Source organism: Mesorhizobium loti R88b, from assembly GCF_013170845.1.
Classification (GTDB): domain Bacteria; phylum Pseudomonadota; class Alphaproteobacteria; order Rhizobiales; family Rhizobiaceae; genus Mesorhizobium; species Mesorhizobium loti_B.
In genome coordinates this window covers 6,917,928-6,944,326 of record NZ_CP033367.1, presented here as the reverse complement: position 1 = coordinate 6,944,326, position 26,399 = coordinate 6,917,928, and the positions used below count along the sequence as shown (strand labels likewise).

24 protein-coding genes and 3 pseudogenes are annotated in these 26,399 nt (G+C 56.7%); 20 read left to right on the top strand and 7 right to left on the bottom strand.

The features are described from left to right. Positions 1 to 112 precede the first annotated feature (112 nt). The 18 genes and pseudogenes from EB235_RS33480 to phnL all read left to right on the top strand — a co-directional run bounded on the left by EB235_RS33480 (position 113) and on the right by phnL (position 19,179). Complete coding sequence (locus EB235_RS33480) at positions 113 to 1,822, top strand: aminotransferase class I/II-fold pyridoxal phosphate-dependent enzyme (protein ID WP_027033191.1); 1,710 nt, start codon at positions 113 to 115, stop codon at positions 1,820 to 1,822. Between the two features lie 620 nt (positions 1,823 to 2,442). Continuing rightward, a pseudogene (gene nifH / locus EB235_RS33475) lies at positions 2,443 to 2,642 on the top strand (nitrogenase reductase); the annotation flags it as partial. A gap of 344 nt (positions 2,643 to 2,986) precedes the next feature. Beyond that, positions 2,987 to 3,763, top strand: coding sequence for a class I SAM-dependent methyltransferase (locus EB235_RS33470; RefSeq protein ID WP_051371149.1), 777 nt, complete (start codon positions 2,987 to 2,989; stop codon positions 3,761 to 3,763). A gap of 399 nt (positions 3,764 to 4,162) precedes the next feature. Continuing rightward, a complete protein-coding gene (gene phnF, locus EB235_RS33465) occupies positions 4,163 to 4,864 on the top strand; it encodes a phosphonate metabolism transcriptional regulator PhnF (protein WP_027033193.1) in 702 nt (233 codons plus the stop codon). A 713-nt stretch (positions 4,865 to 5,577) separates the two neighbouring features. After that, positions 5,578 to 6,489 carry an ABC transporter permease gene (locus tag EB235_RS33460; protein WP_027033194.1) on the top strand — a complete coding sequence of 304 codons (912 nt, stop codon included), beginning with the start codon at positions 5,578 to 5,580 and terminating at the stop codon, positions 6,487 to 6,489. A gap of 2 nt (positions 6,490 to 6,491) precedes the next feature. Continuing rightward, positions 6,492 to 7,394, top strand: a complete 903-nt coding sequence (locus EB235_RS33455; protein WP_027061207.1) for an ABC transporter permease — start codon at positions 6,492 to 6,494, stop codon at positions 7,392 to 7,394. 70 nt (positions 7,395 to 7,464) lie between these two features. Continuing rightward, on the top strand, positions 7,465 to 8,979 hold the full coding sequence (locus tag EB235_RS33450; protein ID WP_027033196.1) for an ABC transporter substrate-binding protein: 1,515 nt from the start codon (positions 7,465 to 7,467) through the stop codon (positions 8,977 to 8,979). A 35-nt stretch (positions 8,980 to 9,014) separates the two neighbouring features. Continuing rightward, positions 9,015 to 10,031 (top strand): ABC transporter ATP-binding protein, encoded by a 1,017-nt coding sequence (locus tag EB235_RS33445; RefSeq protein ID WP_027033197.1) that lies wholly within the window; start codon positions 9,015 to 9,017, stop codon positions 10,029 to 10,031. Next, complete coding sequence (locus EB235_RS33440) at positions 10,028 to 11,056, top strand: ABC transporter ATP-binding protein (RefSeq protein ID WP_080680389.1); 1,029 nt, start codon at positions 10,028 to 10,030, stop codon at positions 11,054 to 11,056. Before EB235_RS33445 ends, EB235_RS33440 begins: the two co-directional genes overlap by 4 nt. Before the next feature lie 25 nt (positions 11,057 to 11,081). Beyond that, positions 11,082 to 12,311: an alkaline phosphatase family protein gene (locus EB235_RS33435; protein ID WP_051402054.1), complete on the top strand. Its 1,230-nt coding sequence runs from the start codon at positions 11,082 to 11,084 to the stop codon at positions 12,309 to 12,311. A 68-nt stretch (positions 12,312 to 12,379) separates the two neighbouring features. Continuing rightward, positions 12,380 to 13,081: a phosphonate metabolism transcriptional regulator PhnF gene (gene phnF, locus EB235_RS33430; protein WP_080680390.1), complete on the top strand. Its 702-nt coding sequence runs from the start codon at positions 12,380 to 12,382 to the stop codon at positions 13,079 to 13,081. A 237-nt stretch (positions 13,082 to 13,318) separates the two neighbouring features. Next, positions 13,319 to 13,774 (top strand): phosphonate C-P lyase system protein PhnG, encoded by a 456-nt coding sequence (gene phnG / locus EB235_RS33425; protein ID WP_027033198.1) that lies wholly within the window; start codon positions 13,319 to 13,321, stop codon positions 13,772 to 13,774. Beyond that, positions 13,771 to 14,376: a phosphonate C-P lyase system protein PhnH gene (gene phnH, locus EB235_RS33420; protein WP_027033199.1), complete on the top strand. Its 606-nt coding sequence runs from the start codon at positions 13,771 to 13,773 to the stop codon at positions 14,374 to 14,376. The genes phnG and phnH overlap by 4 nt, the downstream gene beginning before the upstream one ends. Then, complete coding sequence (locus EB235_RS33415; RefSeq protein ID WP_027033200.1) at positions 14,377 to 15,483, top strand: carbon-phosphorus lyase complex subunit PhnI; 1,107 nt, start codon at positions 14,377 to 14,379, stop codon at positions 15,481 to 15,483. Next, entirely contained in the window at positions 15,480 to 16,430 is a 951-nt protein-coding gene (locus EB235_RS33410; RefSeq protein ID WP_051371145.1) for an alpha-D-ribose 1-methylphosphonate 5-phosphate C-P-lyase PhnJ, read from the top strand. Before EB235_RS33415 ends, EB235_RS33410 begins: the two co-directional genes overlap by 4 nt. Beyond that, complete coding sequence (phnK, locus tag EB235_RS33405) at positions 16,427 to 17,224, top strand: phosphonate C-P lyase system protein PhnK (RefSeq protein ID WP_051371143.1); 798 nt, start codon at positions 16,427 to 16,429, stop codon at positions 17,222 to 17,224. The genes EB235_RS33410 and phnK overlap by 4 nt, the downstream gene beginning before the upstream one ends. Beyond that, on the top strand, positions 17,225 to 18,430 hold the full coding sequence (gene phnM, locus EB235_RS33400; RefSeq protein WP_080680392.1) for a phosphonate metabolism protein PhnM: 1,206 nt from the start codon (positions 17,225 to 17,227) through the stop codon (positions 18,428 to 18,430). It abuts the gene before it with no gap. Between the two features lie 53 nt (positions 18,431 to 18,483). Beyond that, the gene (gene phnL, locus EB235_RS33395) at positions 18,484 to 19,179 is read left to right on the top strand and encodes a phosphonate C-P lyase system protein PhnL (RefSeq protein WP_224713126.1); all 696 of its coding nucleotides are present in this window, start codon (positions 18,484 to 18,486) and stop codon (positions 19,177 to 19,179) included. 498 nt (positions 19,180 to 19,677) lie between these two features. Here phnL and EB235_RS33390 read toward each other — a convergent pair whose 3' ends face one another. Next, on the bottom strand, positions 19,678 to 19,854 hold the full coding sequence (locus tag EB235_RS33390; protein ID WP_167334892.1) for a hypothetical protein: 177 nt from the start codon (positions 19,852 to 19,854) through the stop codon (positions 19,678 to 19,680). Between the two features lie 82 nt (positions 19,855 to 19,936). Between EB235_RS33390 and EB235_RS33385 the strand changes: the two genes are divergently transcribed. Then, positions 19,937 to 21,205, top strand: coding sequence for a hypothetical protein (locus tag EB235_RS33385; RefSeq protein ID WP_152536179.1), 1,269 nt, complete (start codon positions 19,937 to 19,939; stop codon positions 21,203 to 21,205). A gap of 67 nt (positions 21,206 to 21,272) precedes the next feature. Next, on the top strand, positions 21,273 to 22,157 hold the full coding sequence (locus EB235_RS33380) for a DNA adenine methylase (protein WP_027033204.1): 885 nt from the start codon (positions 21,273 to 21,275) through the stop codon (positions 22,155 to 22,157). Positions 22,158 to 22,208: 51 nt separating this feature from the next. On the opposite strand, the pseudogene EB235_RS33375 reads toward EB235_RS33380, so the two are convergent. The 6 genes and pseudogenes from EB235_RS33375 to EB235_RS33350 form a co-directional block, all read right to left on the bottom strand. Beyond that, positions 22,209 to 22,340 (bottom strand): annotated as a pseudogene (locus tag EB235_RS33375) (IS1595 family transposase); the annotation flags it as partial. A gap of 14 nt (positions 22,341 to 22,354) precedes the next feature. After that, a complete protein-coding gene (gene tnpC / locus EB235_RS33370; RefSeq protein ID WP_106406564.1) occupies positions 22,355 to 23,833 on the bottom strand; it encodes an IS66 family transposase in 1,479 nt (492 codons plus the stop codon). Positions 23,834 to 23,942: 109 nt separating this feature from the next. Further along, entirely contained in the window at positions 23,943 to 24,269 is a 327-nt protein-coding gene (tnpB, locus tag EB235_RS33365; RefSeq protein WP_224690299.1) for an IS66 family insertion sequence element accessory protein TnpB, read from the bottom strand. A 26-nt stretch (positions 24,270 to 24,295) separates the two neighbouring features. Further along, complete coding sequence (gene tnpA, locus EB235_RS33360) at positions 24,296 to 24,742, bottom strand: IS66-like element accessory protein TnpA (protein WP_027033206.1); 447 nt, start codon at positions 24,740 to 24,742, stop codon at positions 24,296 to 24,298. 77 nt (positions 24,743 to 24,819) lie between these two features. Further along, positions 24,820 to 25,631: pseudogene (locus tag EB235_RS33355) on the bottom strand (IS1595 family transposase); the annotation flags it as partial. 233 nt (positions 25,632 to 25,864) lie between these two features. After that, positions 25,865 to 26,395, bottom strand: coding sequence for a hypothetical protein (locus EB235_RS33350; protein WP_152536178.1), 531 nt, complete (start codon positions 26,393 to 26,395; stop codon positions 25,865 to 25,867). Positions 26,396 to 26,399: the final 4 nt, after the last annotated feature.

Below are 26,399 nucleotides of genomic sequence, written 5' to 3'. Positions count from 1 at the left end.
GACGCCGATATGAACGCATACGGACATTTCGATCGCCTGTTCGTCGTTTTCATTTGGGGATGGAGGGGCTTCCATTCGTACTTTTTGCGTCTTGTAAGAAAGGAGCCCCGAAATGGTAGGTACAACTCGTGCCGTTTTTATCCTCGATTTCAGAACGCCAAAAATACATCTGTGGAGCGGCAGTTACGATGCACCATTGGTCCCGATCAGCGGTCAGCCGCTCTTGGACCGTCTCGTCAACGCCTGTTCCGAAAACGGCATTGAAGATGTCGCTCTCGTTGAAAATTTAAGCAGCGGCATATCCGAGAGGTTTTGCCTACAGGACAGCACAAATACCCTTTCGTGGCGCGCTGCGCATCACAGCGACCTCATTGAGAGGCTACGGGATCATGAGGGTGACACTCTCCTAATATGGGGAACGCCGTTTTTCGACAGCGAGGTTCTTGACGGAATCGATACCGACAGCGGATTGCGCGGCTCTGCCTGGCGGCCCGACGCACCGACCGGGATTTATCGATTGAGTGCGGATGTTCTACGCAATTTTTTACCTGAAAGCCACGGCGCGGCATCTGACGTTCGACGTCAGACCTTGAGCACGTTAGCCGTGGGTCTGTCCGGGCTGGAGATGGCGCTCCCTGCAGATGAGTTGAATGCTGGCTCCGAACTGCTCGATATTCGCGACGGTGTCGACGCATCCATAGCGGAATTTCGATGTGACAAGGAGAACTTGCTGCGGCGTCTGGAAACGAGCGTCGGAGGTTATTGGCGTAAGCCAATCGCCGAGCACATGCTTCTTTGCAATACCCGTTTCCCTCCGACGGCTTTTTACGACCGGCTGGCGACGAGGCTTGAAGGCGTGTTAACATGTTATCCTTCTCAGCAGATCGATATCGTTTCAGTTGTTGGCGCGATGACGTCGCAGCAGCCGGACTTTATTGCAGTCGGAAACGGGGTGACCGATCTCATCCAGGCGCTCTATTCAGTGCTGAACCCCACAATCGCGATTCCCACGCCCACGTTCGCCGGCTTTCAAACGCCACTCGATGACGAACGAAAGAACAACTTCGTCCTCGCTCCGCCCTATTTCGATCTCGACGTTCGAGCTTTCTTGGAATTCGCAACGGCGACAGGCGCAGATACGGCAATCGTTGTAAATCCAAACAATCCGACCGGTCGACTTGTTGATTATGCTGACGTGGCATGGCTGGCCGAGGGTCTAGGGTCTCGCGGGCTGCGGCTGATCGTGGATGAATCGTTTATTGATTTTCCCGCCGACGGCCGATCAAACAGCGTTGAGAATCTGGTGCAGTCCTGTGGCAATCTGATCGTGGTGAAGAGCCTTGGAAAGGTCTTCGGACTCGGCGGAATCCGGCTCGCCTACCTCTTGGCTGGCGATCCCGCCCTGGTTGCGGCCGTGCGCCGGAAACTGCCGTTGTGGAACATCAACGGCATTGCGGAATACACACTGTTCCTGCTGCCCGAATTCGCAGAGGAACTGGAAGACAGTCTGAGACTGTTAAGAAAGGATAGAGAGCTGTTGATCCAGGAGCTGCAGACGGTACCGGGTCTCGACGTAGTTCCTTCGCAAACGAATTTCATCCTATGCCGGCTGCCTGAAAATTCGGTATCCGCCGCTGAGCTCAAGCGCCGCCTCGTTCTCTTTGAATCCGTCCTTGTAAGAGAATGCGGCTACCAAGCGATGGACGACGCAGATCGATATCTTCGCCTGACGGTTCGAAGTCGGGCGGAGAACGAGAGGCTGGCAAAAACCCTGCGGCGCACTTTAAGCCACTCATCTACCGTCTCTGAGACCAATGTCTGACGTGACATGTACGCTTCGAACTGACTGGTCCTTTTCATATTCCGCGAGAGGAAAGCACGTTGTCTTATTTATAACCGTCATAAAAGGCTCGTCGAAATCATCAGGCCAATGGCGAAGTGTGCATCCGAGATTTGACGGCGCGATTCAATATTTCCGAAGGTAGGTCGCCCGCGACATAGGATACTTGGTAGACTACGTGCCCCATTGGCGGCAAAGCGTCCCGATGGCGGCCGCACAAGTAGGGTCGACGCTGAGCCAAAACGCACCTGGAGCGATACGCAAGTTTGCGTAAACCGCCTTCCCTGCCGCGGTCTTCCGATCAAAATCGCCTAGTCTCGCCACCCGAGGCCCCCTGACTTCCTTCCGGCCTCCGAGGCCGTCGTCTCAAACACGCCATCCGACATCGCTTGTCGCCTTTGTCGGATTCGCAACACAGCCTTAGCCGATCTCCTGTTTTGCTCAGGCTAAATCGATGAAAAGCAGCCACAAAGTTTCGTTCGGCTCGATCGGCCAGAGTTGGCACGAGTTTTGAATCGCTTCGGCACAGGCAGCGAGAGCTGTCGACCAGCGTTCATGTCGCGGGCAGTCGTGATGGATGGGAACGGAGGAAGTGAAGCAACATGTTAGGTCTGCGTCAGATCGCATTCTACGGCAGGGGGCATCGGCAGTTCACCGCCTCCCAAAAAAAATCTCGCGGCCCTTGTCGACCTCGGGCAGAAGATCCGCATCGTCGGCTGTGACCCGAAGCCGACAGCCGTCTGATAATGAACTCGAAAGCACGCAGGATACGGCCCTGCATCTCGCGGCAAAGTCATGCTCAAGGTCGGCTGTCCTCTCGCCCCCGAGCTCACCCTCTTCGAGCCAAGCTGTTGCTGGCAAGAGCTTTCGAAACGACATGCATCAAAATTATCCGCCGAAACACCAAGCGAAATTCTACAAAACGGACTTTCCGCCGCACTTCATCATTGTTCGAGCTGAAGTCAGATTTTTGGATGAAGAATAGCTCACGAAAGCACCCATGGCCGGCAAAGATAAGGCCCGTACTCGCGAGCCCGAGGCAGTGTGACCTGTGGCAACACGAAACCAGTATGCGCAACTCTGGCGGGCGATTTCCGAAGGGCCTGTATCAACATACTGGCTGGACAGGCAATTGAGGAAGACGTCATGAAAGATCATGCGCAAGTGAAGGACGCTTACACCGCCTATGGTGAAATATGGGGCGATGTCTACGATGAATATGTGGAAGCGCTCAATGAGTCCGTCGAGAACGCGCGGGCAGTCAATTTTCTCACGCCCTTCGCAAGGAACGGAACCACGCTCGAACTGGGCGTAGGAAACGGCCACATCGCCTTGCCCCTTTCGGCGACGGGAGCTTCGGTTCACGGTCTCGATAACTCGCAAAGGATGCTTGCATCGCTTCGTGCCAAAGCCGGTGGCGATTTGGTCACAACGCACCTTGGCGACATGGCAGAGTTTGACCTGGGCACTCAATATGATCTCGTCTACTGCGTTAATAGCACTTTTTCACTTATGGTGACCGTCGGTCAACAAATTGGCTGCTTTGAATCGGTCGCGAAGTCGTTAAAGCCTGACGGTCGCTTTGTGGTGCACTTGTACTATCCAGATACTGAGAATTTTTCAGGCGCAGGCTTCTATGGTGACCAAAGAACGACCGTTATTCATATCGATGAACGGCGCGCGATGGTGCGATTTACCAGGCATGACAGACCTAGACAACTTTTTGTTTCTCAAGACCTTTGGATCACACCGGGCGGAAGCCGGACGATGCCGATTAAAATGCGATATGTTTATCCAACGGAACTCGACTTGCTCGCAAAGATCAGCGGACTTGAGCTTCTCGAGCGTTACGGAGACTGGCATAGGCGCCCGTTTGACAACGCATCTTGGCAGTACATGTCGGTATTTCGCAAAACACCATGAGAATTGTGTGTCGCCATCGAAAACGCCGTGCGCTCGCCACGCAGCTTCGGTCGCGGCTGATGTTGGGGCTGAACCGGATCGACGGGTTGCTTGCCGCTGGCGTCGCCCCGGTCGGTTATTATTCCATCGACCATATGGTTGCTTGCGATGTCTGGCGAGATGGTGCCCCAAACAAAATCATCACGACGAAATCCGCCGAGCGCATGACGACGCATGTGCCTAACGGCCCCTCGGCACTTCGCTCCAGCCACCCTCCGGCCTTACGCATGACCAGGGCTGTTCGCGCAAATCAGTAGACGTCAACCGCTGGCTGCCGGTGGTCCGCTCGTCGGGTCTTCCCCAGTCCTTTTTCCTTCGGAGAAGGTTGTTGACGCAAGTCGGAAAGGAAGGTCGTGAGGTATGAAGCGCTGGGAAGTGGTTCGATCTGCTATCCTCAGTGACATCGATGCTGGTGCGTTCGAGGATGGGCGCTTGCCTGGCGACTTCGTCTTAGCAGAACGATTTGGTGTAAATCGCCACACGGTACGCAATGCGATCAAGGCCCTGGAATCTGAAGGCGCTTTGCGGGTTCAGCACGGTGTCGGGACTTTTGTTGCGGATGATTTCGTTTCACCTAGGCTGAACAGCGATCGCAGGGTCACTTACAAAGTCCTCGGTCAGAACAAATCGGTGAAGCGAGAGATACTGTCGGTCTACGAGACTTCCGTTGAACCCGATATCGCAAAGCGTTTGAGGATCGTTCCGTTAGTGTTGGTTACTGAGGTCAGGTGGGTTTCGTTCCTCAATGACTGGCCCTTGGCCACCGGATCGAGCCACGTTCCAATCAGCCGAGCTCCGGGTCTTGCAGTTGCGTTCGAAGGAGTAAGCTCCTTCACTGTCGCCTTGAGGCGCTGCGGTATTCTGGAATACAAGCGGAAATGGACACGGATAACGGCACGAAGACCCACCCAGCAGGAGGCACAACACTTACGGATATCGTCGTCCAGCCCGGTACTGGTTGAGACCAATGTCGATGTAACCCCCGATGGGTTGCCGATCAAATATGAATTCAGCGTCATACGAAGCGACAGATATGAATATCTTATCGAAATCAATGATTAGCACGGAGAATTCGGCGCGAAACCGTGGCTAATTCGCTGATGCACCCGCGGATTAGCCGGCCCGCTTTGCAGGGGATGGTGTCACGATGAAGTTAGCGCCTGTGGGGAATTACGACAGAGCCAAGGGCGATCGGCGCGCGGCTTTATGGCCGCATACAAGAAGAAGCTCAGAAGGGACTCGCCAGGTTTGGTCGTGACGAGCGGTGCTCCATCGATCCGATGTGCTCCATGCGGGCCGGGCTCACGCCGCTCCCGCCACGCGCTGCCAAGTGAAAGCTGGCTCGAATGCCGCCGGTAGCGCCGTGCCATCGCGCTCACCCATTGCCCGCCTCCACTCACACCGAGCTGCCGGACTAAGGTGCGCGAATTCGAAGACGCGGCAGCCGGGTGGCTGGCAGTCGGCTTTTTTGTGACCGACCCGATAGAGTCAACGTTCGATCACCCGCAAACGACCCGCCGGCTGACCAAATTCTGAGGGTTCGGTCTCATGGCCAGCGATGGAGCAGGGCTAGCTGAAGCCGGAGGGACGCAAACAACGCTGGCTGCGTAACCGGCTCTGGCTGAGGCGGTACATCGACCAAAGCTCTCCCCGTTTGCAGGAAAACCAAATTCCTTGGTCCCATTGTCATCAAAGCGTTACACGAAGGTTCCTAAGATACCTAGACATCTGTACATCACTCATAGCCCTTCAGGCTGTTGCGTGGAGCAAGACCTGTGTTCTTCATCTCTAGAGCTTTACGCAGCGCACTTACCTTATGGGCAATTCTTACCATCGTGTTTTTTGCGACACGGTTGACGGGAGATCCAACAGGCTTCCTTATGCCGCCAGAGATGCCCGAAGCACAACGAATTGAGCTTAGGGCAAAGCTTGGACTGAATGATGACATCGCAACACAATATCTAAGGTATGGCGAAGCGCTCCTTCGGGGAGATTTTGGGCAAAGTTTCTTCTCCAAAAGACCAGTTGTCGAACTTTTTATGGAGCGGGTCCCCAACACTCTTCTTTTAACCGTTCCAGCGTTTGTGTTGTCTGTCGCCATCGGCTTGTGCGGCGGCCTATGGGCTGCGCTCCGTCACAATAGTCTCTTCGATCGTTCGCTCACGACTGCAACAGTTGTGATGCAGGCTATCCCAAATTTCGTGGTCGGCATCGCCACCATCTTAATCTTCAGCCTCTCCCTCAGGCTTCTGCCGAGTGGCGGCATGGGGACGTGGAAACATTTTATTCTGCCCGTGATCACGCTCGCTCTTGCGACGTGCGCGAACACAGCTCACCTCGTCCGAACCTGCATGCTTGAGGTCTTAGCGCAGGATTACATGCGCTATGCCCGCAGCAAAGGATTGAGCCCAGCTGTTGTCGTGCTGAAGCACGGGCTGAGGAACGCAATACTCCCTGTCTTGACTATTATGGGTTTGCAATTCGGCGGCCTAGTTGCGGGCGCGGTCGTGACGGAGTCAGTCTTTGCCTGGCCTGGCGCAGGGCGTCTCGTGATCGATGCTGTCATGAAACGCGACTTCGCCCTGCTTCAATTCGGAATTCTGGTTTTCTCGGCAGCGATTATCTTCGCCAACCTTCTTGTCGATGTTGCCTACGGCCTGCTGGATCCCAGGATACGTGAGAGGTGATCATGAGCATTGATATCCGCGTGTCGGAACCAATTGTTGGCGAAACCGAAGACAAGCTTGTTCTGGCTCCGCCCCGGCGTGGCCGCCCGCCGGCAGCGAGGATCATTTCGCTCTCCATTCTGTTTCTTATGATCTTGTTGGCTTTAGCTGCTCCCGCAATCACTCCACACGATATCTCCGAGCAAAGCCTGTTGAGTCGTCTCCAGCCGCCTGTTTTCGCAGGCGGCACAGACGACCATCCGTTAGGAACTGATCATCTTGGGCGCGATGTTTTTTCTCGCCTCCTTTTCGCGACGCGCACCACGCTATTCATCGCTTTTGCCGGTGTCTTTATTGGCGTCGTCGCGGGCACGCTGGGCGGATTGATTTCCGGAACGTTAGGAGGATGGGCCGACCAATGCCTGTCGGCTGTGGTTGACGCGCAGGCCGCTGTGCCAACCACTTTGGTGGCTCTGACAGCAGTCGCATTAGCTGGTACGCATCCACTCGTTTTGGTGCTGATCATCGGCTTTTCGGATTACTATAGGTATGCCCGCATCGTCCGCGGGCAGGTCGTGGCCCTCCAAGGACGCAGTTTCATCGAAGCGGCTCGATGTTCAGGGGCGTCGCCTTGGCGTATCGCGATGCGTCACGTTCTTCCTAACACGTTCTCGCCCGTCGTCGTTCTGGCCAGCTTGAGCTTTGCCGAGATCGTCGTGCTGGAGTCTTCACTTTCTTTCCTCGGCGTAGGTGTTCAGCCGCCAAATGTTTCCCTCGGATCGCTACTCGGCGAGGCCAGAAACTACCTGATCTCCACACCTTGGCTCGCGATATTTCCGTGTGTCGTGATCGTTATGATCACCGTCGCGGCAGCCACGATCGGTGATTGGCTGCGTGCCTCCCTCGATCCCCGGAGCCGCACGTAAGAGCCGCAGCTCCAATCCCATTTCCTGCAGGAAAGACTAGCCACCATCACCTTAATCTTGGAGACCCCATATGCGAAAACTACTCTTGGCCATCGCCATGCTGCTGCCGACCTTCGCTGTCGCGCAGGAGGATACGAGGCCGCCACTCACCGTTGGCGTCAACACGGTTCGCGCCAATTTCGATCCTGGGCTAGCTCTCGGGAATGTGGACTTACCCATCACCTACAACATGTTTGATACGCTGGTCGCGAGGGACTTTTCCAAAAGCAAAGACCGGACGTCCTATGAACTCGTGCCCGGCTTGGCAGAGAGCTGGAAGCAGATCGATGACCGCACCATGGAGTTTTCACTCCGGCCCGATGTTCATTTCCACAATGGTCAGCCTCTCACCAGTGCTGATGTGAAATTCACGTTCGACCGCATCCTGGATCCGGCTTCCGATTATGTCGAAGCCAGGAATCTTCTCAAGGTTATCGAGCGAATCGACGCCGTCGATGACCTAACTGTGAGGATCACGACGAAGGCACCAAGCCCGATCCTGCTTCAGCTGCTGGCCTATCACACCAGCGAAATCGTGCCGAAGGCATATTTCGAGTCGGTCGGAGAAAGCGGTTTTGGGCAAAAGCCAGTGGGCACAGGTCCATTCGATTTCGTCAAGCTCCAGCCTGATGAAAGCATCGATCTCAAAGCAAATGACTCCTACTTCCGTGGACGCCCCACGATCTCCAGATTGACGTTCAGGTCCATACCAGAGGTGTCGGCAAGAATAACTGCACTTGCAAATGGTGAAGTCGACATTGTCAACAGCATACCTCCGGATCAATTAAAAGCCGTGGAAAGTCTGGGTTGCTGCAAAGTTCGCAGTGTCTTGATGAACCACCACTTCATTCAATACAACACCTATAATCCGGTGATGGCCGATGTGAAGCTCCGACAGGCCCTCAATCTGGCGATCAATCGCCAGTTGCTCGTCGATGCCCTATGGGATGGCAAGGCCACGCTTCCGCATTCGGCGCAATACGAGGCATGGGGACCCGAGCTTTATGACCCCAATCGCCCGACTCCGCCGTTCGACCCGGATCGAGCTCGTCAGCTGCTTAAGGAATCATCGTACAAAGGGCAGCCGATCTTCTACGTGACGCACCCAGTGTACTACACCAATGGCGTCGCTGTTGCGGAAGCCGTCGTGCAGATGTGGAAGGCGATTGGCGTAAATGCCAGTGTCCGCGTCGATGAAGGATGGACCCAACTCACCAAGGACAATCCGGTACTTACCGCACGAAACAGCTCTGACTGGGTCGTGCCAACGGATCCTGCGGTCACCCTCTACATGACTTGGTCGAAGGACCTTTGGAAAGACGAGGCGCACTTCGACGAACTGGCCGAGGAGGGCGAGACGACCCTCGACAGGAGACGTCGTCACGACATCTACCAGAAGATGATCGACCTTTTTGAGGAGGAAGCTCCGGGCACGTATTTGTACCGCGCACCGGAATTCTACGGGGTCCGATCAGGTATTCAGTGGCTCCCGAACACCGAATACACAATGGACTTTCGCCCCGACAACATTCACTTCACGAAGTGAAAAGCTAGACCTCCCAGCAACTAGGTAAGTCTAGGATGAAACAGAGCGAGCTTCTCCGTGTCGAAAATCTACGCACCTATTTCTACTCCCAAGGTCGCACTGTCAGAGCAGTCGAAGATGTGTCGTTCTCGGTTCAGCAAGGGAGTACTGTGTGCCTTGTCGGAGAATCCGGATCGGGCAAATCGGCAACTGCCTTTTCTATCCTGAACCTTATCCCAAAGTCGATGGGGCGCGTAGTTGCGGGGAAGGTCCTCTATGGAGGGGAGGACCTTCTCCGGATTTCTCAACGACGTCAACGCACGATCTTGGGCAACGAAATTGCCATGATATTTCAAGAACCCGCGGCGGCGCTTAATCCCGTCTGCACCGTAGGCGAGCAGATCGCGGAGGTTCTTCGAACCCATAAACAGTGCAGTGCTCGTGAGGCGCGCCGGCAAGCAAAGGCAATGCTTGATCGCGTCGGTATTCCCGACGCTCAACGCCGCCTGGACGATTACCCGCACCAGCTGTCCGGTGGCATGCGACAAAGAGCAATGATCGCGATCGCACTCTCGTGTCGCCCTAAGTTACTCATCGCCGATGAACCGACCACAGCGCTCGACGCGACAGTTCAATCGCAAATTCTCGGCCTCCTTCACGAGTTGCAGGCGGACACTGGCATGGCACTGCTGTTCATCACGCATGACCTCAGCGTCGTCGCCGAGATCGCTGACCGGGTTCTGGTGATGTACGCCGGCCGAATTGTCGAAGAAGGCGATGTCATGCAGATATTCGACGATCCGTGGATGCCCTACACTCGCGGTCTACTAAAAGCGCGGCCGGGCCTCCACTCCGGAGACGGATCTTCCCGGCGGCTTTCTGCCGTGCCCGGCGATCCTCCGGACCTCGCAAACCTGTCAATTGGCTGCTCCTTTCGCCCACGATGCTGCCATGCAGCCGCTGATTGCGCCTACCGCCCACCGGACCTCGAAACAGTCCGCGGGCACAGCGTGCGTTGCATGCATTGGCGTCAAATCGTGGAGGCCGCTGGGGAGCCGGAGGCTGTCCTATGAATGCTAATATTAGCGATATTGAAACGCCCGAAACCGGTGCAGTCCCGATCACCTATGGTGGCAAGCCCTTGCTTGAAGTTGACAGCCTTCGCGTCCATCTGCCACTCCGCAACATCTCACCGTTCAGGTTGAAACGATCCATAAAAGCCGTCGATGGAATATCGTTTTGCATTGCTCCTGGCGAAATCGTGGGCGTGGTCGGCGAATCCGGCTCAGGCAAGACGACATTAGGTCGGAGCTTGCTGCGGCTTGTCACGCCGAGTTCCGGTCGGATCCGATTTAAAGGGACCGATCTGACAGCTCTGTCGTCCAAAGAGATGTATTCTTTTCGGCGGCAAATGCAGATGGTGTTCCAGGACCCGTATAGCAGCCTCAACCCGCGCATGACTGTGGCGGAAATTGTTGGTGACCCGCTGTCAATCCACAAAGCTCATCTGACAACGCAGGCGCGGCAGGTACGGATCGCCGAACTCTTATCTCAAGTCGGAATATCCCCAGCACACGGCTCGCGTCACCCTCACGCTTTTAGTGGGGGGCAACGCCAAAGGATTGCCATCGCCAGGGCCCTGGCCACCGAGCCGGATTTCGTCGTCGCCGATGAGCCCGTATCGGCGCTCGATGTTTCGGTCCAGGCTCAGATCGTTAATCTACTTCTTGATCTGAAGGAAAGGCATGCTCTTACGATCCTGTTCATCTCGCATGATCTGCGAGTGGTTAGCCATATAGCAGATCGGGTAATCGTAATGTATCTCGGTAAGGTCGTGGAAATCGCACCGGCCGAAATATTTCGAAATGCGCCCGCTCATCCTTATACCGAAGCCCTGGTTTCAGCGCTTCCCGTTCCCCATCCAAGTCTTCGCCGAGCACGGGTAGTTCTGAAAGGCGAAGTTCCGAGCGCTGTTACACCTCCATCAGGCTGCGTCTTTAGAACGAGGTGCTCAATTGCCAGCGCAGAATGTGCCAAGGTCACGCCAGATCTTCGGCAAGTCGGCGCAGGCCACTGGATAGCATGTATAAAACGTTAATCTCTTTTGAGTGAGCTAGATTGCAATGACGCATCGAAAACTTCTTCTCATAATGATCGATGGCGTGAGCGCCGACTATTTCCAAGCACATGCCAACCGTCTGCCAAACTTATCGTCACTGGCAGCCGATGGATATCTCGTACGCCGCATGCGCTCTGCGGTACCAGCGACCTCCATGCCGGGTCGGGCTTCCATACTCACAGGTGTCGGAGCCGAGATACATGGTATCTTTGGCAATCGCATCCTGAGTGACGGCGCCTTTGTTGCAGCTGAAGCAGAACACCTCCTCGTTCCGACGATTGCGACTCTTGCCTCGCGTGCCGGCCTCGACGTGGCTTGCATCGGGCACGCCCTCATTAAGCCGGAAGATACGTCCATCTATGTTCCACCTTGCTGGCTGCGTGGCCCGGGCTTCATCAAGATCCCCAGCGATGGGAGTACGCCGTCACTGCTGAAGATAAAGGATCCACGCGGCCGACTGGGGGCCATCCCGCTGCCCTCTTACGTACCTGAATTCAGCGGGCCGGACGGCGTATCCAGCATTACCAGGACGCTTATCGGTGACCAGCTTACGATCGCCGCGGCCGCCAGTCTGCTCGAGTCAGAAGAGGCACCTGATCTTCTCATTACGGAGATCAATGCCACGGACGCCTTCCAGCATGACTTCGGCTATGGGAGCGACGAAGCTCATTTCGCGATCGCTTTCGCGGATTCTCTCGTTGGTCGTTGTTTGGATAGTCTGCGCCGGGCAGGTCGGCGTGATGATTACACGATTGCGATCGTCAGCGATCATGGCCACCGTAACATCAAAACATCAATCTTGCCGGACCTGATCATTCCGGGAAAGGTGTGGCAGTCCGAAGGTGCAACGCTGCACGTTTTGGTTGAAAGCGATATGGACCGCCGAGAGGTAACCAAGAAATTGCTCCAGTATGGCGCAGAGGCCTGGAATAGCGATCATCTACCAATTGAACTCCGCAACAGAATTGCCACTTTCACGGCGCCGCCAGAATGTGATTTCGAAGAGACCCCGGCACACCATCCGGCAGACCAACCGGTCGGCTGTCCGAAATACAAATCTACCCATGGTTTTCGACCTGGCTCTGCTGCGGATGATCGTGTTTGCATTATTTCCGGGCCGGCTGTTCCGAATGAGGTCGCGGAAGGGGCTGAAGCGACGCGCTTAACTCCAACGCTTTCATGCGTCCTTGGACTGCCCGGCGATACATTTTCCGATTGCCCGCTTTTCCGATAATACACAATGAGCAGTTATATCGCTCCAGGAGACGATATTGATTCGAACCGAAAAGAAAATGGTGTTCAATGAAGCGTTGGGAACTGGTTCGGTCCGCTCTACTCAATGATATTGATGCGGGAGCCTTCCAGGATGGCCGCCTGCCTGGCGATTTTGTCTTGGCAGACCGATTTGGCGTCAATCGGCATACCGTGCGCAATGCCATCAAGGTTTTGGAATCTGAAGGCGCCTTGCGAGTTCAGCATGGTGTCGGAACCTTTGTTGCTGATGATTTCGTTTCACACAAACTGAACAGCGATCCCAGGTTCACTTATAAGCTCCTTGGTCAGAACAAGTCCGTGAAGCGGGAGATACTGTCGATCAACGAAACTTCTGTCGAACCTGATATTGCAAGTCATTTGAACATCGCTCCCTCAGCACTGGTTACCGAGGTCAGGTCGACCTCATTCATCAATGATTGGCCTTTGGCGACCGGAACGAGCTACTATCCGGCAGCGCGCGTTCCTGGCCTCGCCACCGCATTCGAGGGAATGAACTCTCCCACTGCCGCCTTGAAGCGCTGCGGCATCGCGGAATATAAGCGGAAATGGACACGGATCACGGCCCGAAGACCTAGCCCGCAAGAAGCGCAGCTCCTGCGAATATCTTCGTCCAGCCCGGTACTTTTTGAGACCAATGTCGACGTAACGCCGGATGGCTTACCGATCAAATACGCTTTCAGCGTCATACGAAGCGACCGGTACGAATATCTTATTGAAACGAACGAATAAGCGCGAAGAGTCGCGTGTGAACACGGCGGCTTATTCGCGAGACCACCTCTGGCGGATCAGGCGGCCGCTCTGCCAGTCGGGATCGCAATAATACTTGATGGGCCGATGCCCTGTCATCAAATCGTTGCAAAAAGGAACTATGTCTATCCGGAGATACCTAGACATCTAGGCATCAATGTCCAACACCCTGATGAGCCCGGACCTGAGCCGGGCGTTTAATCGAAGCGGCGAACACCGGTGCGGATTGAAGTTGAAAAGCGGCAGCGATGGATGGCGGTTCTCGCGCGAGCCCGATGCGATGAACTTGAGCGGGCCTGGGACAACCTGGCCATCCAGCCGCAATTTGATTGGCTTCGCCGACCGGAAACCGGCCTCGTGCTTGTGCGTGGACGCGCCGGGGGTACCGGCGCCCTATTCAACCTTGGTGAGGTCACGATGACCCGATGTGCCGTTAGGTTGGCCGATGGCATGACGGGCTTCGCCTTCGTCCTCGGGCGCGACCAGCGTCATGCACAACTGGCGGCAGTTTTCGATGCGCTGTTGCAAGGAACAGATGACAGTGCGAGCGGCGTACTTCGGTTCGTTACCGAATTTGGAATCGCGCAATCCGCCCGCCGTGAGATCAAGAGCCGCAAAGCGGCTTCGACTAAGGTCCACTTTTTCGCAATGGCTCGAGGCATCAGTCCGGAATGATCAGCGTTTTGGATACTGCCGGGCTTGAGCCCGGATTCGCAAATCCTGTCTTCGATAGCCAGGACACATTCCGCCGCGTGTTAGATGCGTATGCATATGTCGGCAGGCCGCAAACGCTGGTCTCTGCCACTGCGGCAGTCGGTCCCCTTGATCCGGCGACCGCCGCCGTCTGCCTCACGCTTGCGGATTGCGAAACACCGGTCTGGCTCGATTCCCGGTCGAATCTACCTTCGGTTCGCAAGTACCTTGGGTTTCACTGCGGGGTGCCGTTTGTGGACAGCGTTGAAAGATCGACATTTGCCATTGTGGCCAATCCGATGACGATGCCGCGCCTGGCCGAGTTCAATCCCGGAACAGAATTGGAGCCTCAGGTCTCGACGACGATTGTTGTCCAGGTGCCATCTTTAAACGGCGGTCCGCCTGTTCGGTGGCGTGGACCGGGCATCCAGCGCGAAGTTTCGGTGGACGTTGATGGGCTTGCATCTTGGTTTTGGGAGGACTGGGAGCTCAATCATGAGCTTTATCCGAGTGGAGTCGATGTTCTCTTTACCTCCGGAAATGCAATTATCGCTCTTCCTCGCAGCATATCCGGGGAGATCTAGATGGCTTATGTTGCCGTAAAAGGTGGGGAGGAGGCTATCCTCAACTCACATGGTTTGGTTGCGGAGGATCGGCGGGGAGACCCAGCAGTTCCCGAACTTACGGTCCGGCAGATTGCCGAGCAGTTCGGTCTCGCTGTCGACCGAGTGATGTGTGAGGGCTCTGTCTACGATAGAGAGCTTGCGGCATTGGCATTGAAACAAGCCCAAGGCGACGCCGTTGAGGCGATCTTCCTTCTCCGGGCGTTTCGCACGACTCTACCGCGCTTGGCAGTGTCAAACGCGCTCGATACAGCCCGGATGGCCATTCAGCGACGCGTCTCAGCAACCTTCAAGGACATTCCCGGAGGGCAGATTCTCGGTTCGACCTATGAGTACACACATAGGCTGCTTGATTTTGATCATCTCGATATTGTTGATTGCGATATGCCGAAAGCGAAGGTCGCGGATGATCCGCTGGATCCAACTTTTCCGCGTGCCTTCGACAGCATTTCCGACGAAGACCTGATTGAAGCCGAGTTGCCGGAACCCGACCAGTCACCGGTTTTCGATCTCACCCGAGATCCTCTTGCCATGCCCGCCGGTCGCGATCAGCGCTTGCAAAATCTGGCCCGTGGCGATGAGGGATTTGTCGTGGGTTTGGCGTATTCAGCGCTGCGTGGCTATGGCGCTGCCCATCCCTACGTAGGGGAAACAAGGGTTGGGGATGTCACGATAGAAATCCTACCCGAGGAATTGGGCTTTTCTGTTTCTATTGGCGACATCATCGTCACGGAATGCCAGATGCTGGATTTCTTTGGGGGCTCGGAAGACGAGCCTGCGCGCTTCACCCGCGGATATGGTCTCTCATTTGGAAAGAGTGAGCGCAAGGCGATGGCAATGGCAATCGTTGACCGATCGTTGCGCTGTCGCGAATACGGCGAGGAAGCAAAATACCCTGTTCAGGATGAAGAGTTCGTTCTGTCCCATACCGACAATCTCGAGGCGGCCGGTTTCGTCTCGCATCTCACTTTGCCTCACTATGTCGATTTCCAGGGCGACCTGCAATTCATAAGACAGTTGCGGGAGGAGCATAACCGCCGCCGTTCAAGCAAGGAGGCCGCGGAATGACGGGACCTCATGACAACGCAGCCGGCCGCAGCTTCCGCCAACCCTACAATTTTGCGTATCTGGACGAACAGTCCAAAAGGATGATCCGGCGATGCATTTTGAAGTCCATGGCCGTTCCAGGCCTTCAGGTTCCGTTTGGCAGCCGCGAAATGCCGCTGGCGTACGGGTGGGGGACCGGCGGCATTCAAGTCACAGCCAGTGTCATTGGACCAAACGACACGCTGAAGGTGATTGACCAGGGCGCGGACGACGCAACGAATGCCGTCTCCATCCGGCGTTTTTTCAAGCGTGTGGCCGGCATCGCTACGACCGAAATAACAGAGGCTGCCACAATCATTCAGACGCGTCATCGGGTGCCCGAAACGCCTCTCAAGGAGGGACAAATTATCGTCTACCAAGTGCCGTCGCCCGAACCGTTGCGCCGGCTGGAACCGAGGGACTCCGAAACCCGTAAGATGCATGCCTATGCAGAATATGGTCTGATGAGTGTCGAGCTTTACGAAGATATCGCGCGCTTTGGTCATATTGCGACGACCAACAGCTATCCAGTTATGACAAACGGGCGATATTTGATGTCGCCTTCACCTATTCCCAAATTTGACAACCCGAAGATAGCGAACAATCCAGCCATTCAGCTTTTCGGCGCGGGCCGTGAAAAGCGGATTTACGCCGTCCCCCCCTACACACAGGTGCAGAGCCTGGATTTCGAAGACCATCCGTTTCGTGTGCAGCGATGGAGGCAATGCTGCTCCCTTTGTGGGGCGACTGACAGTTATCTTGATGAGATCGTGATGAGTGACAAGGGTCGTCGGATGTTCGTTTGCTCGGACACCGACTACTGCACTACTCGCCGGAACCATGGTCACCTTGGACCGGATCGTGGCGATCCCGCCGACATCGAATTGCTCTTACCCTCGAAAATCGCAACGGGATCGGAATCACGATGAGAGCAGCGGCTCAGTTCCAGCCCGCCCGCCGCCAGCCGCTGCTTTCCGTCCGGCAGCTCACGAAAATGTATGGAAAGACGGTAGGCTGCCGGGACCTTTCGTTCGATCTCTTTCCAGGGGAAATCATCGCGATTGTCGGGGAATCCGGATCCGGAAAGTCGACGTTGCTCAGCTGCCTGTCGGGACGTTTGATGCCTGATCAGGGTTCCGTCATTTACGATCTGAATCATAAAGGACCGACGGACATTTTGACCTTATCGGAGCCGGAACGCCGCAAGCTGATGCGGACGGACTGGGGACTCGTCCACCAAAACCCGCGAGATGGCCTTAGAATGGAAGTCACCGCTGGTGGCAATATAGGGGAGCGGCCAATGGCAGTCGGTGCACGCCACTATGGTCGCATACGAGAGGAAGCTCAGAATTGGCTTGCCCAGGTTGAGATTGACCTGCTGCGCACAGATCATCGACCGAAAACGTTTTCCGGTGGCATGCAGCAACGTCTGCAAATTGCCAGAATTCTCGTTACCAAGCCGCGCCTCGTCTTTATGGACGAACCGACGGGCGGCCTCGATGTATCGGTTCAAGCCCGGCTGCTCGACCTGCTGCGGTGCCTGGTCATGAATATCGGAGTGGCTGTCGTGATAGTCACCCACGACCTGTCTGTTGCCCGACTATTGGCGGACCGCATCATCGTGATGTGGCGAGGAAACATGGTGGAGACCGGCCTCGCCGACCAGGTTCTGGACGATCCGCATCATCCCTACACGCAGCTTCTCGTTTCCTCGGTGCTCTGAATGATCATAAGAACGGATACTTCACCGCACCGTGCAGCGGCAAAGCTCTCCCCGAACGAACTGACATTAACCGGCGCGCGACTTGTTTTGCCGGATGAAGTTTATGATGGAACAGTCCACATCATCGATGGCTACATCGACGACATCGCCGCCGGCAGAAGCACAGTGCCTGGCGCGATCGACCTCGAAGGCGGCTATGTGACGCCAGGCCTCATCGATCTCCATACCGACAATTCGGAGAAGCATGCACTGCCGCGCGCCGGCGTGGTGTGGAATCATCTTTCGGCGGTCATGGCACACGATGCGCTGGTCATAGCAGCCGGCATCACGACAGTTTTTGATTCCCTTTGCATAGGATCAACGACCCGGGATCATACCAGACAAGCTGATCGAGCTCGCATCCTGCCCGTTCTCATCGACGGGATTCGTGAAGCCAGGGCCCATGGACTGCTTCGAGCGGATCATTTTCTGCATTTGCGTTGCGAGGTGACCGACGAAGAGGTGATGTCCGTGTTCACGCCTTTGGTCGGCGATCCGCTTGTGAAACTCGTATCGGTGATGGACCATGCCCCTGGTCATCGCCAATCGCCCCAACTCGACCGCTTCCGTGAAATGCAGATCAAGCAGTATGGCTGGTCGGCAGAGGACGCCGACCGTCGAATCGAAGCATGGATCGATGCCTCACGGACGATAGGACCTCAAAACCGAAGCCGAATTATTGCCCTTGCGCGCGCTCGGCAACTGCCGCTCGCCAGCCATGATGATCAAACACCTGAACATGTTCGAGAAGCGAATGACGCTGGAGTTTTGATCTCTGAATTTCCGACAACCCGGGCTGCTGCGGAGATTGCGCGCTCCCTTGGCATTTGCATCTTAATGGGCGCACCGAATATCGTTCGCGGCAGCTCGCACTCGGGAAACATAAGCGCCCGTGAGCTGGCGACAACCGGTCACCTCGACATCCTTGCCTCGGATTACGTTCCGGCGAGCCTGTTGCATGGAGCCTTTCAACTGACAAGGGATCCGATCGGGATGAGTCTTACGAAGGCCATTTCCACGGTTAGTTCGGTCCCTGCCTCGGTGACCGGCTTTTGCGACAGAGGGATGATTGGAATCGGCGGCCGCGCCGATCTCTGCCACATCGTTGAAATCGCCGACATTCCCGTTGTTCGCGGAGTGTGGAGGCAAGGTCGTCAAGTATTTTGATAGAAAGCGGACCGCAAGCATACGGTCCGATGACCCTCAAGGAGAATTGTCTGGTGATATCCTCAGCAACGGACCCCGCACTTCGCGCCGTTGGCCTTGCCAAGACCTTCACGCTGCACGCCCAGGGCGGCATTGTCCTGCCTGTCTTCGACAATATCGAACTCACGGTCAACGCCGGTGAGTGCGTCTGCCTCGTCGGTCCTTCCGGCGCCGGCAAGTCGACGCTCCTGCGCTCGCTTTACGCCAATTATAAGCCGGATGCCGGCAAGATCCTCGTCGTACATAGGAACGAAACCGTCGATCTCCTCGCCGCCGAACCTTGGGAGGTCGTCGAAATCCGCCGCAGCGCGATCGGCTACGTTAGCCAGTTCCTGCGCGTCATCCCGCGGGTGCCCGCCCTCGACGTCGTCGCGGGCCCCGCCATCGCCAAGGGCATCCCGGCCGACCAGGCCAAGGCGCTCTCCAAAACGCTGCTCACGCGCCTCAACATTCCCGAACGGCTCTGGCCGCTCGCACCAGCCACCTTCTCCGGTGGCGAGCAGCAGCGTGTCAATATAGCCCGCGGCTTCGTCGTCGACTATCCCATCATACTCCTCGACGAACCGACTGCATCCCTCGACGCCGCCAACCGGGCCACCGTCGTCGACCTCATCACCGAAGCTAAGGCGCGCGGGGCAGCGATCGTCGGCATCTTCCATGACGAAGAGGTACGCCGAGCTGTCGCTGACCGGTTGTTTGCGGTCGCCTGATTGCGTGACACGGCTCTGTCGATCAGCATGTGTATCGTACGCCTTGAAAAAATCAGCATTAGCAGCCAAGGTCGCTTTGACAAGATCGAGGTCGATAATAGTTCAAAATGTATCGGAGTCACAGAACAGTTTGGAGGAGTCAGTCAGACGGGGAAGAATAGAAGTTAATATATCTATCTATGTCGTTGAAATTAATACCACCAAATATTATATGGTGACGAAATGTTTTGAAATAGTCCATTTAGCATCTGCTTTTCTGTTGCTGCCCATCCGGATGCAATCGACCAGAGAGATCTTAACTGTATGGTCGACAACGCCGTGAATGGTTAAGTCCAACGATCCTGGGTAAAGCTCATGCTCGACGTCATGCAGCACGAGTTTTGAATCGTATCCGTCCAGTGACAACTCGCCATACACCCCCGCTTGCGAAAAAACTGCGATTATGTACTTTTCGCACCAACCGCTAGATACGGGCTACACGCATGACCGGCGTCGCCCCTACTTTGAGTGCGACCGAGGCTTGCCGGCTTTCTGGCGCGGGTGCTCATCTTTTGGTTTCTGCTTGGCAATCGCCCGCAATTTAGCGTCGAACACTTCCTCTGAATCATCACAGCCCAATTCGCGGGCTGCCTGTTCAAACTTCTGAGATTGCGTTAGGTGTTTCTCATCCGTCATACTAAAAATGTCCTGTTCCGATGACGGACAATTCTTGGGGGGAAACGCAGTGGCAACAACTCGACAGCCGGATTCTATTGAGGTGAATCGAATCTACCTGTATGAGGAAAACCCTCGCCATGAGCCTATGGAATCTCAAGACGAGATTATAGAGTATCTGTGCAAGGATGAACAAGTTTTCAATCTCGCCAGAAGCATTGCGGAAGCCGGGCCAAATCCGCTGCAATTGGTTGGACTCGTTCAGATTCCCGGTTCCGGATCGGCCGCCACAAAAAAGACCTACCAGGTTTGGGAAGGCAACCGACGGGTATGCGCGATCAAACTGCTTAATGATCCGGACCTTGCGCCGCCGCATCTCCGGAAGGATTTTGCCCGGCTATCGTCAACCTCGGGCCATGTTCCGATCAAGAAGCTAAGCGCTGTTGTTTTCGGCGACCATGACGACCTCAAATATTGGATGGGGATCATCCACGATGGCGCGCAGGGCGGCGTTGGTCTGCTTGACTGGGATGCCGCGCAGAAAGCGCGCCACTTCGGGTCAAGTCGCAACAGGGTTGCCCTCGCGGTATTGGATGCCGCCGAAAGCCTAGGCTTCATCTCGAAGGACGAACGCCAAGGCAAGCTGACGACAGCGCAACGTTTCCTGAACAGCAGCATTGTGCGAGAGGCGATCGGCATCGACTCAAGCAGCCCTGACGATGTGACGTACACTCGACCGTCCGACGACATAAAGAAGCAGCTCGCTCGGTTCGTTGATGATCTCAAAGAAGGCGAAAAGATAAATTCACGTCGGAATCGTGCGCAGATCGATACCTACGGCCGCAAGCTGGCGGCCAGTTCGGATATCACCGGCGAGCGCACCGAGCCCATTTCGCTGAAAACAATCACGCCGGCCGTGGTGAAAAGCCGCCGGAAAGCCCAGCCCCAGAAGCCGCGGCCCGTATCCCATCTGGAATACGAAAAGGGCCTTGCAAAGGCTCTTGAGGACAACACAAATTCCAAGCTTGAGGCACTCTACTATTCGATTTGCGCGGTGCACGTCGAACATACGTTGCTCCTGACGATTGGCGTGTGGGCATTTGTTGAATCGCTGGCGGCCCTCGCAGGCAAGAATGCGGACACTGATTTCAACGCATTCTTCAGCAATCAAAGGATGTCAGACTTGGGCCTCGCAAGCGGCAGGGCACTCAATCCGATCCGCGATGCGTTGATGCGTATTGCCCGCAACGGAAACGCAACCAAGCATCATCAGACATCGGCGAATTTTGACAGGTTGCAACTCGCGAACGATCTGGCGACGATTACGCCATTGTTGACCAAAACGGCCGAATCCATAAAGCCGCGAAAATAGCTATGGCCGTGGCGAAACGAACTCGCTAAAATCCCCCATCATTTCAAAGTGAAGGGTCGTTTGCGATATGCCTTTGGCAACCTCACCGCTGCGCTATCCGGGCGGAAAAGCTCCACTGACGGGACTTGTGTCCCAAATCATCCGTCTGAACAAATTGCAGTACGGGCACTATGCGGAACCCTATGCCGGGGGATGCGGGCTGGCGCTCGGCTTGCTTTACGGCGGCTACGTCAGCGACATTCACATCAACGACATCGACCGCGGAATATGGGCGTTTTGGAATGTCGTCCTCAACCAAACAGACGATTTCATCGACTTGATGAATCGAACGCCTGTCACGCTCGACGAATGGCGTCGAAGACGTGAAATGCAACGAAATCAGCGCGGCCTATCACCACTAGAAATAGCCTTCACCACGTTCTTCCTGAATCGAACAAATCGCTCCGGAATCATCAAGAACGCAGGGGTTATCGGTGGCCTCGGTCAGGTAGGCGACTACAAGATTGATTGCCGCTTCACCAAGAGCGAATTAGAGCGGCGAATTAGGCGAGTGCAAAGATACCGGGACCACATCCACCTGCACAGAAAGGACGCGCTAGACTTCCTCAAGCACGTCGAACGAAACCTCCCCGAACGCACATTCCTTTGCATCGATCCGCCGTACTTCAAAAAAGGCTCGACCCTCTATACGAGCTTCTACGATCCCGAGGACCATGCAGCGGTCGCGACGAAAATCCTGGGCCTCGATAGGCCTTGGATAATCACCTACGACCGCTGCGACGAAATAAGCGCTCTCTACAAGACGCGCAGGCAGTATGAGATTTCTCTCAACTACTCGGCTCAGGTAAAGCGCGTTGGCTCGGAACTTCTCGTCGTATCCAAGGGCCTTAAAGTGCCCGACGAGCTTCGAGACGCACAGGTTCACAAACCTCAATACCGAAGCGCCGCCTAGCGGTGCTTCCGCTTCATCGCCTCCCAAAGCTCGCGCGGTGTGAGCCGGCGCTTAGGCTGTGGTGACGTCAGGCCTGCGATAGGTCAGGCGCTTTCCGCCGAGCCCCTTGGCGAGCTTTTCAGCCCGGGCAACATCGTCAACGCCCAACGCCACGCGGTTGTTGTAGCGGAAGTCAAATTCCGCCGTAACCGCTGTTCTCAGGCCACGGCCTTGAGTGGCGCGGGGGCATACGCCCAGGGCAGCAGGTAGTCGAGCTGGCTTTGCGGATGGCCTGCGACGATGCGGGTGATGACGTCGGCGAGGTAGGCGTACGGGTCGAGGCCGTTGAGTTTCGCGGTTTCTACGAGCGAGGCGATCGTCGCCCAGTGCTCTCCACCGCCGTCGGAACCGGCGAAGAGCGCATTCTTCCGATTGAGGGCGATTGGCCTGATCGAGCGTTCGACGACGTTGGAGTCGATCTCGACGCGGCCGTCGTCGAGGAAGCGACCAAGCCCAGCCCAGCGCGACAGCGGGTAGCGGATTGCTTCGGCGAGCTTGCTCTTCTGGCTGACCAGCGCGAGTTTCCCGCGCAGCCACGGCTCGAGGGCGTCGATGATGGGTCGGCTTCTCTGCTGGCGAGCAGCGCAGCGCTCCTCCGCCGGGCGGCCCCGGATCTCGCTCTCGATCTTGTAGAGCTCGCCGATGCGCTGGAGCGCCTCTGTCGCGATCGGCGCGGGCCCGGACTGGGCCAGTTCGTAGAAGCGGCGACGGACATGGGCCCAGCAGAAGGCCAGGCTCACGGCATTGCGCTCGGCCAACGCCCGGTATCCCGCGTAGCCGTCGACTTGCAGAATCCCGACGAAGCCCTGAAGGTGCCGCAGTGGCTGCTCGGCCTTTCGATCGGGCGCATAGAGATAGGCGACGCCGGGCGGATCGATCCCGCCCCAGGGGCGATCGTCGCGTGCATAGGCGAACAGTTGGCCCGTCTTGGTGCGGCCGCGCCCGGGATCGAGCACCGGCGCCGTGGTCTCGTCGGCGAAGAGCTTCCCGGACGCCTTCAGCCGCTCGAACAACCGCTCGTGGATGGGGCGGAGCAGGAAAGCCGCCTTGCCGACCCAATCGGCAAGCGTTGAGCGATCCAGGTTCACGCCTTGGCGGGCGTAGATTTGCGCCTGGCGATACAGGGGAAGATGGTCGGCGTACTTGGAGACCAGCACATGGGCGACGGTCGCCTCAGTCGGGATGCCGCCCTCGACGAGCCGCGACGGAGCCGGCGCCTGCACTACAATCTCCTCGCAGCTCCGACAGGCATACTTCGGCCGGCGCGTGACGATGACGCGGAATTGGGCCGGCACGATGTCGAGGCGCTCGGAACGATCCTCGCCCATGACGTGCAGCATCCCCTTGCAGCACGGGCAGATATAGTCGGGAATGTCGATGATCTGCTCGATACGCGGCAGATGCGCGGGCAGTGATCCACGGTTGGCGCGGCGCTTCCTGGCGCGAGCCTCGCGCTTGGCAGTATCGGCGGTGTCCTCCGCGGCGAAGCCTTCAGCCTCGATCTGCTCGGCCTCTTCAAGGCCCAGCAGCAGCTGGTCGACCGGCAGGCTCTCTGCTCTGCGGCCGAAGCGGTGGCGCTGCAGTTCCTTGATGATCTGGCGCAGCCGCTCGTTCTCGGCGCGCTCCGCCGCCAGCATCGCCTGAAGCGCGATCGGATCGTTGGTCTGAGGCTCGGCCGGGTTGCTCACAAGGCCGATTCAATCATGCATTCCAATGCTTTGCCAGCGCCTCTAGCCTCCCATGGAATCAACTTGCCGCGACCGGCGCGCGCGTCTCGCGGGCGTCATGCACGCGCCGCCAATCCAACCCTTCCAGGAGCGCCTGCAATTGCGCCGCCGACAACCTCACCACGCCATCGGTGATGGCAGGCCAGCAGAACTTCCCGTCTTCCAGACGCTTCGCCAGCAGGCACACGCCGGTGCCGTCGAAGTACACCAGCTTGACCCGGTCGGCGCGCTTGGCCCTGAAGACGTAGACCGCGCCAGAGAACGGATCGGCGCCCATCGTCTCGCGCACCAGCGCCGCCAGGCCCTCGGCCCCCTTGCGGAAGTCCACCGGCTTCGTCGCGACCATCACCTTGACCACACCCGTCGGCCCGATCACGACGGCGCCTTCAGCGCACGGATCACCGCCGCCACTGTCCTGGCGTCGGCGCCACGACCGACCCGCATGGCGACGCCGTCAATCTCCAGCTCTATCACGCCGGTTTCTCGCGCGGCCTTCCGCTTCCGTGTCGATCTCGCGCGCTTCCCCGCCGGTTCGGGCTCCTGTGCCGCGACCACCGCTGGAACAAACAACGGCTCCGGTGCTGGCGCATTCGCCAACGGCACCCGCGCGGACCGGCGCCAGGCGAACAGCTGCTGCGGGGACAATGCATGTCGCCGGGCCACTGCGCTCACGGTCTCGCCAGCATCGTAGCTTTCCGCCACGATCCGCGCTTTCTCCTCCGGCAACCAATCGCGCCGCCGTCCAGAACCCGTGAACACCTCGAAACGTCGCGCCGGCTCAGAATCCTTGGACTTAAGCGTAAGCTCTGAAATCGTCATGTGTCGAAGCCCTCAAAGGCTCCGAACATCGCTGCTCACGACCACGCGCGAAAGGTGGTGCCGGTACAGCGCTCACATTCCGCCAGATAGCGGTGCAGGTGCTTCTTGCCGCAGTGCTGGTAAACGCCTTTCATGCCGCGCTTGAAGATCGAAAAATAGCCTTCAATCGTGTTGGTGTGGGTGGATATGGCGAGCGTCGTAGCGAACATACTCCTCCTGTCCATGCCGAACGATGCTGTGTTCAGCAAAGCTCTTGTTGAGGTGGAAATAGTGTCCGGCCTTCGGTCATGACGCGGGCTTCCTTGGCGATGTTCTCTTCCAAGTTTGGAGTTATGGTCGCCGGCTTCAGGTCGTCCACGACCATACTGCGCGTTTGGCCGGTCTCGCGGTCGAGCAGCGAAAGCACTTTCATCTTGTGATGGTAGGCGCGCTTCTTTGCTTTTCCGGGCTCGCGACCGATGAAAGTCTCGTCAGCCTCCACAAAGCCGCCACCGCCGCCAATCCGCGCCAGTGAACCGTCACGCATTGCCTCACGGATACGGTGCGCCAGAAACCATGCGCTCTTGTACTGGATCTCAAGGATGCGGTGCAGTTGGTGCGAGCTGATCCCCTTCTTGGAGGAGACCATCAGGTGCACCGCCTGCAACATTTTGTTCAAAGGAATGCGGCCGTTCTCGAACACAGTCCCGACCTTTGCCGTGAACTGCTTCCGGCAATGGCGGTCTTTGCACTTCCAAACGCCAACTCGGGTAGCCTGACCTTGCAACTTGGTAGCGTTGTTGATCGTGCCGCAGTGCGGACATACCGGCTCGCCCCTCCAGAGCACCTCCTCAAGGTGCTCGAAAGCGGCTGCTTCATCATGAAAATAAGGCTTGGAAAAGATAGACATGGCAACCCTGATATATAGTTCACGATACCTATTGAGGCTTGGTTTGTAAAGTACATAATCGCCAAAAAATTGGGTGCGCTGGAGTATATGGGCCAAGCCTGGGCTGATCGGGCGAGGCGAGGAGGATTTGCGTCACGCCTCGCTGCAGGATTTCCGGTACGAGTGAAATCCCCACCGGATTGGAATTTGGCCCGCTGCTACGGTGGCGGGTCTTGTCAATCCAGCCAGACAGGCTAGCCGCTGCCTTTCAACCGCTTATGCATCTTCTCGTACTCTGCACTTGGTCGCATGCCATATCGTGAGCGGAGTTTGGACGATATTTCCAGCGCCCGACGTCCCAGCATCCGAGTAGCATCGTCGAAGTCGAAGGGGTTGCCTTCGTAGACGCGTGCGTAAGCCGCCTCTGATTCCGCGATCTTGCTGGACGTCATAAAGGACAAGACCGCATCCGCCAAAATCGGATCCACTGAACGCCAATCAATATCCTCCGGAATGACAGGCGCCGGTGGAAGGGACTCCGAATAGGCCTCCTCGGCCATATGAAAATGGCCCTCGCTCATATTGGCATTGTTCCAGCAATCTGCGGCGTAGCTTTCAAAGGCGATCGCGCACCGCATCGCCGCGTATCGCGCTGACCGCTTTTCGGACCAACGCTCCTTAACGAAATCGGCTACCCAGCCTGCCAAAGCCGAAATTAGCCCTGTCGCGATGATCGCGAGGATGATCTCTTTGCTCGTCCAAACCGCTTCAACAGCCACAGGCACGGGA

Coding starts and splice junctions, on each gene's coding strand:
- EB235_RS33480 (WP_027033191.1), top strand. CDS start 113: ATGGTAGGTACAACTCGTGCCGTTTTTATCCTCGATTTCAGAACGCCA.
- EB235_RS33470 (WP_051371149.1), top strand. CDS start 2,987: ATGAAAGATCATGCGCAAGTGAAGGACGCTTACACCGCCTATGGTGAA.
- phnF (WP_027033193.1), top strand. CDS start 4,163: ATGAAGCGCTGGGAAGTGGTTCGATCTGCTATCCTCAGTGACATCGAT.
- EB235_RS33455 (WP_027061207.1), top strand. CDS start 6,492: ATGAGCATTGATATCCGCGTGTCGGAACCAATTGTTGGCGAAACCGAA.
- EB235_RS33450 (WP_027033196.1), top strand. CDS start 7,465: ATGCGAAAACTACTCTTGGCCATCGCCATGCTGCTGCCGACCTTCGCT.
- EB235_RS33445 (WP_027033197.1), top strand. CDS start 9,015: ATGAAACAGAGCGAGCTTCTCCGTGTCGAAAATCTACGCACCTATTTC.
- EB235_RS33440 (WP_080680389.1), top strand. CDS start 10,028: ATGAATGCTAATATTAGCGATATTGAAACGCCCGAAACCGGTGCAGTC.
- EB235_RS33435 (WP_051402054.1), top strand. CDS start 11,082: ATGACGCATCGAAAACTTCTTCTCATAATGATCGATGGCGTGAGCGCC.
- phnF (WP_080680390.1), top strand. CDS start 12,380: ATGAAGCGTTGGGAACTGGTTCGGTCCGCTCTACTCAATGATATTGAT.
- phnH (WP_027033199.1), top strand. CDS start 13,771: ATGATCAGCGTTTTGGATACTGCCGGGCTTGAGCCCGGATTCGCAAAT.
- EB235_RS33415 (WP_027033200.1), top strand. CDS start 14,377: ATGGCTTATGTTGCCGTAAAAGGTGGGGAGGAGGCTATCCTCAACTCA.
- EB235_RS33410 (WP_051371145.1), top strand. CDS start 15,480: ATGACGGGACCTCATGACAACGCAGCCGGCCGCAGCTTCCGCCAACCC.
- phnK (WP_051371143.1), top strand. CDS start 16,427: ATGAGAGCAGCGGCTCAGTTCCAGCCCGCCCGCCGCCAGCCGCTGCTT.
- phnM (WP_080680392.1), top strand. CDS start 17,225: ATGATCATAAGAACGGATACTTCACCGCACCGTGCAGCGGCAAAGCTC.
- EB235_RS33390 (WP_167334892.1), bottom strand. CDS start 19,854: ATGACGGATGAGAAACACCTAACGCAATCTCAGAAGTTTGAACAGGCA.
- EB235_RS33380 (WP_027033204.1), top strand. CDS start 21,273: ATGCCTTTGGCAACCTCACCGCTGCGCTATCCGGGCGGAAAAGCTCCA.
- tnpC (WP_106406564.1), bottom strand. CDS start 23,833: ATGCTGGCGGCGGAGCGCGCCGAGAACGAGCGGCTGCGCCAGATCATC.
- tnpB (WP_224690299.1), bottom strand. CDS start 24,269: ATGGTCGCGACGAAGCCGGTGGACTTCCGCAAGGGGGCCGAGGGCCTG.
- tnpA (WP_027033206.1), bottom strand. CDS start 24,742: ATGACGATTTCAGAGCTTACGCTTAAGTCCAAGGATTCTGAGCCGGCG.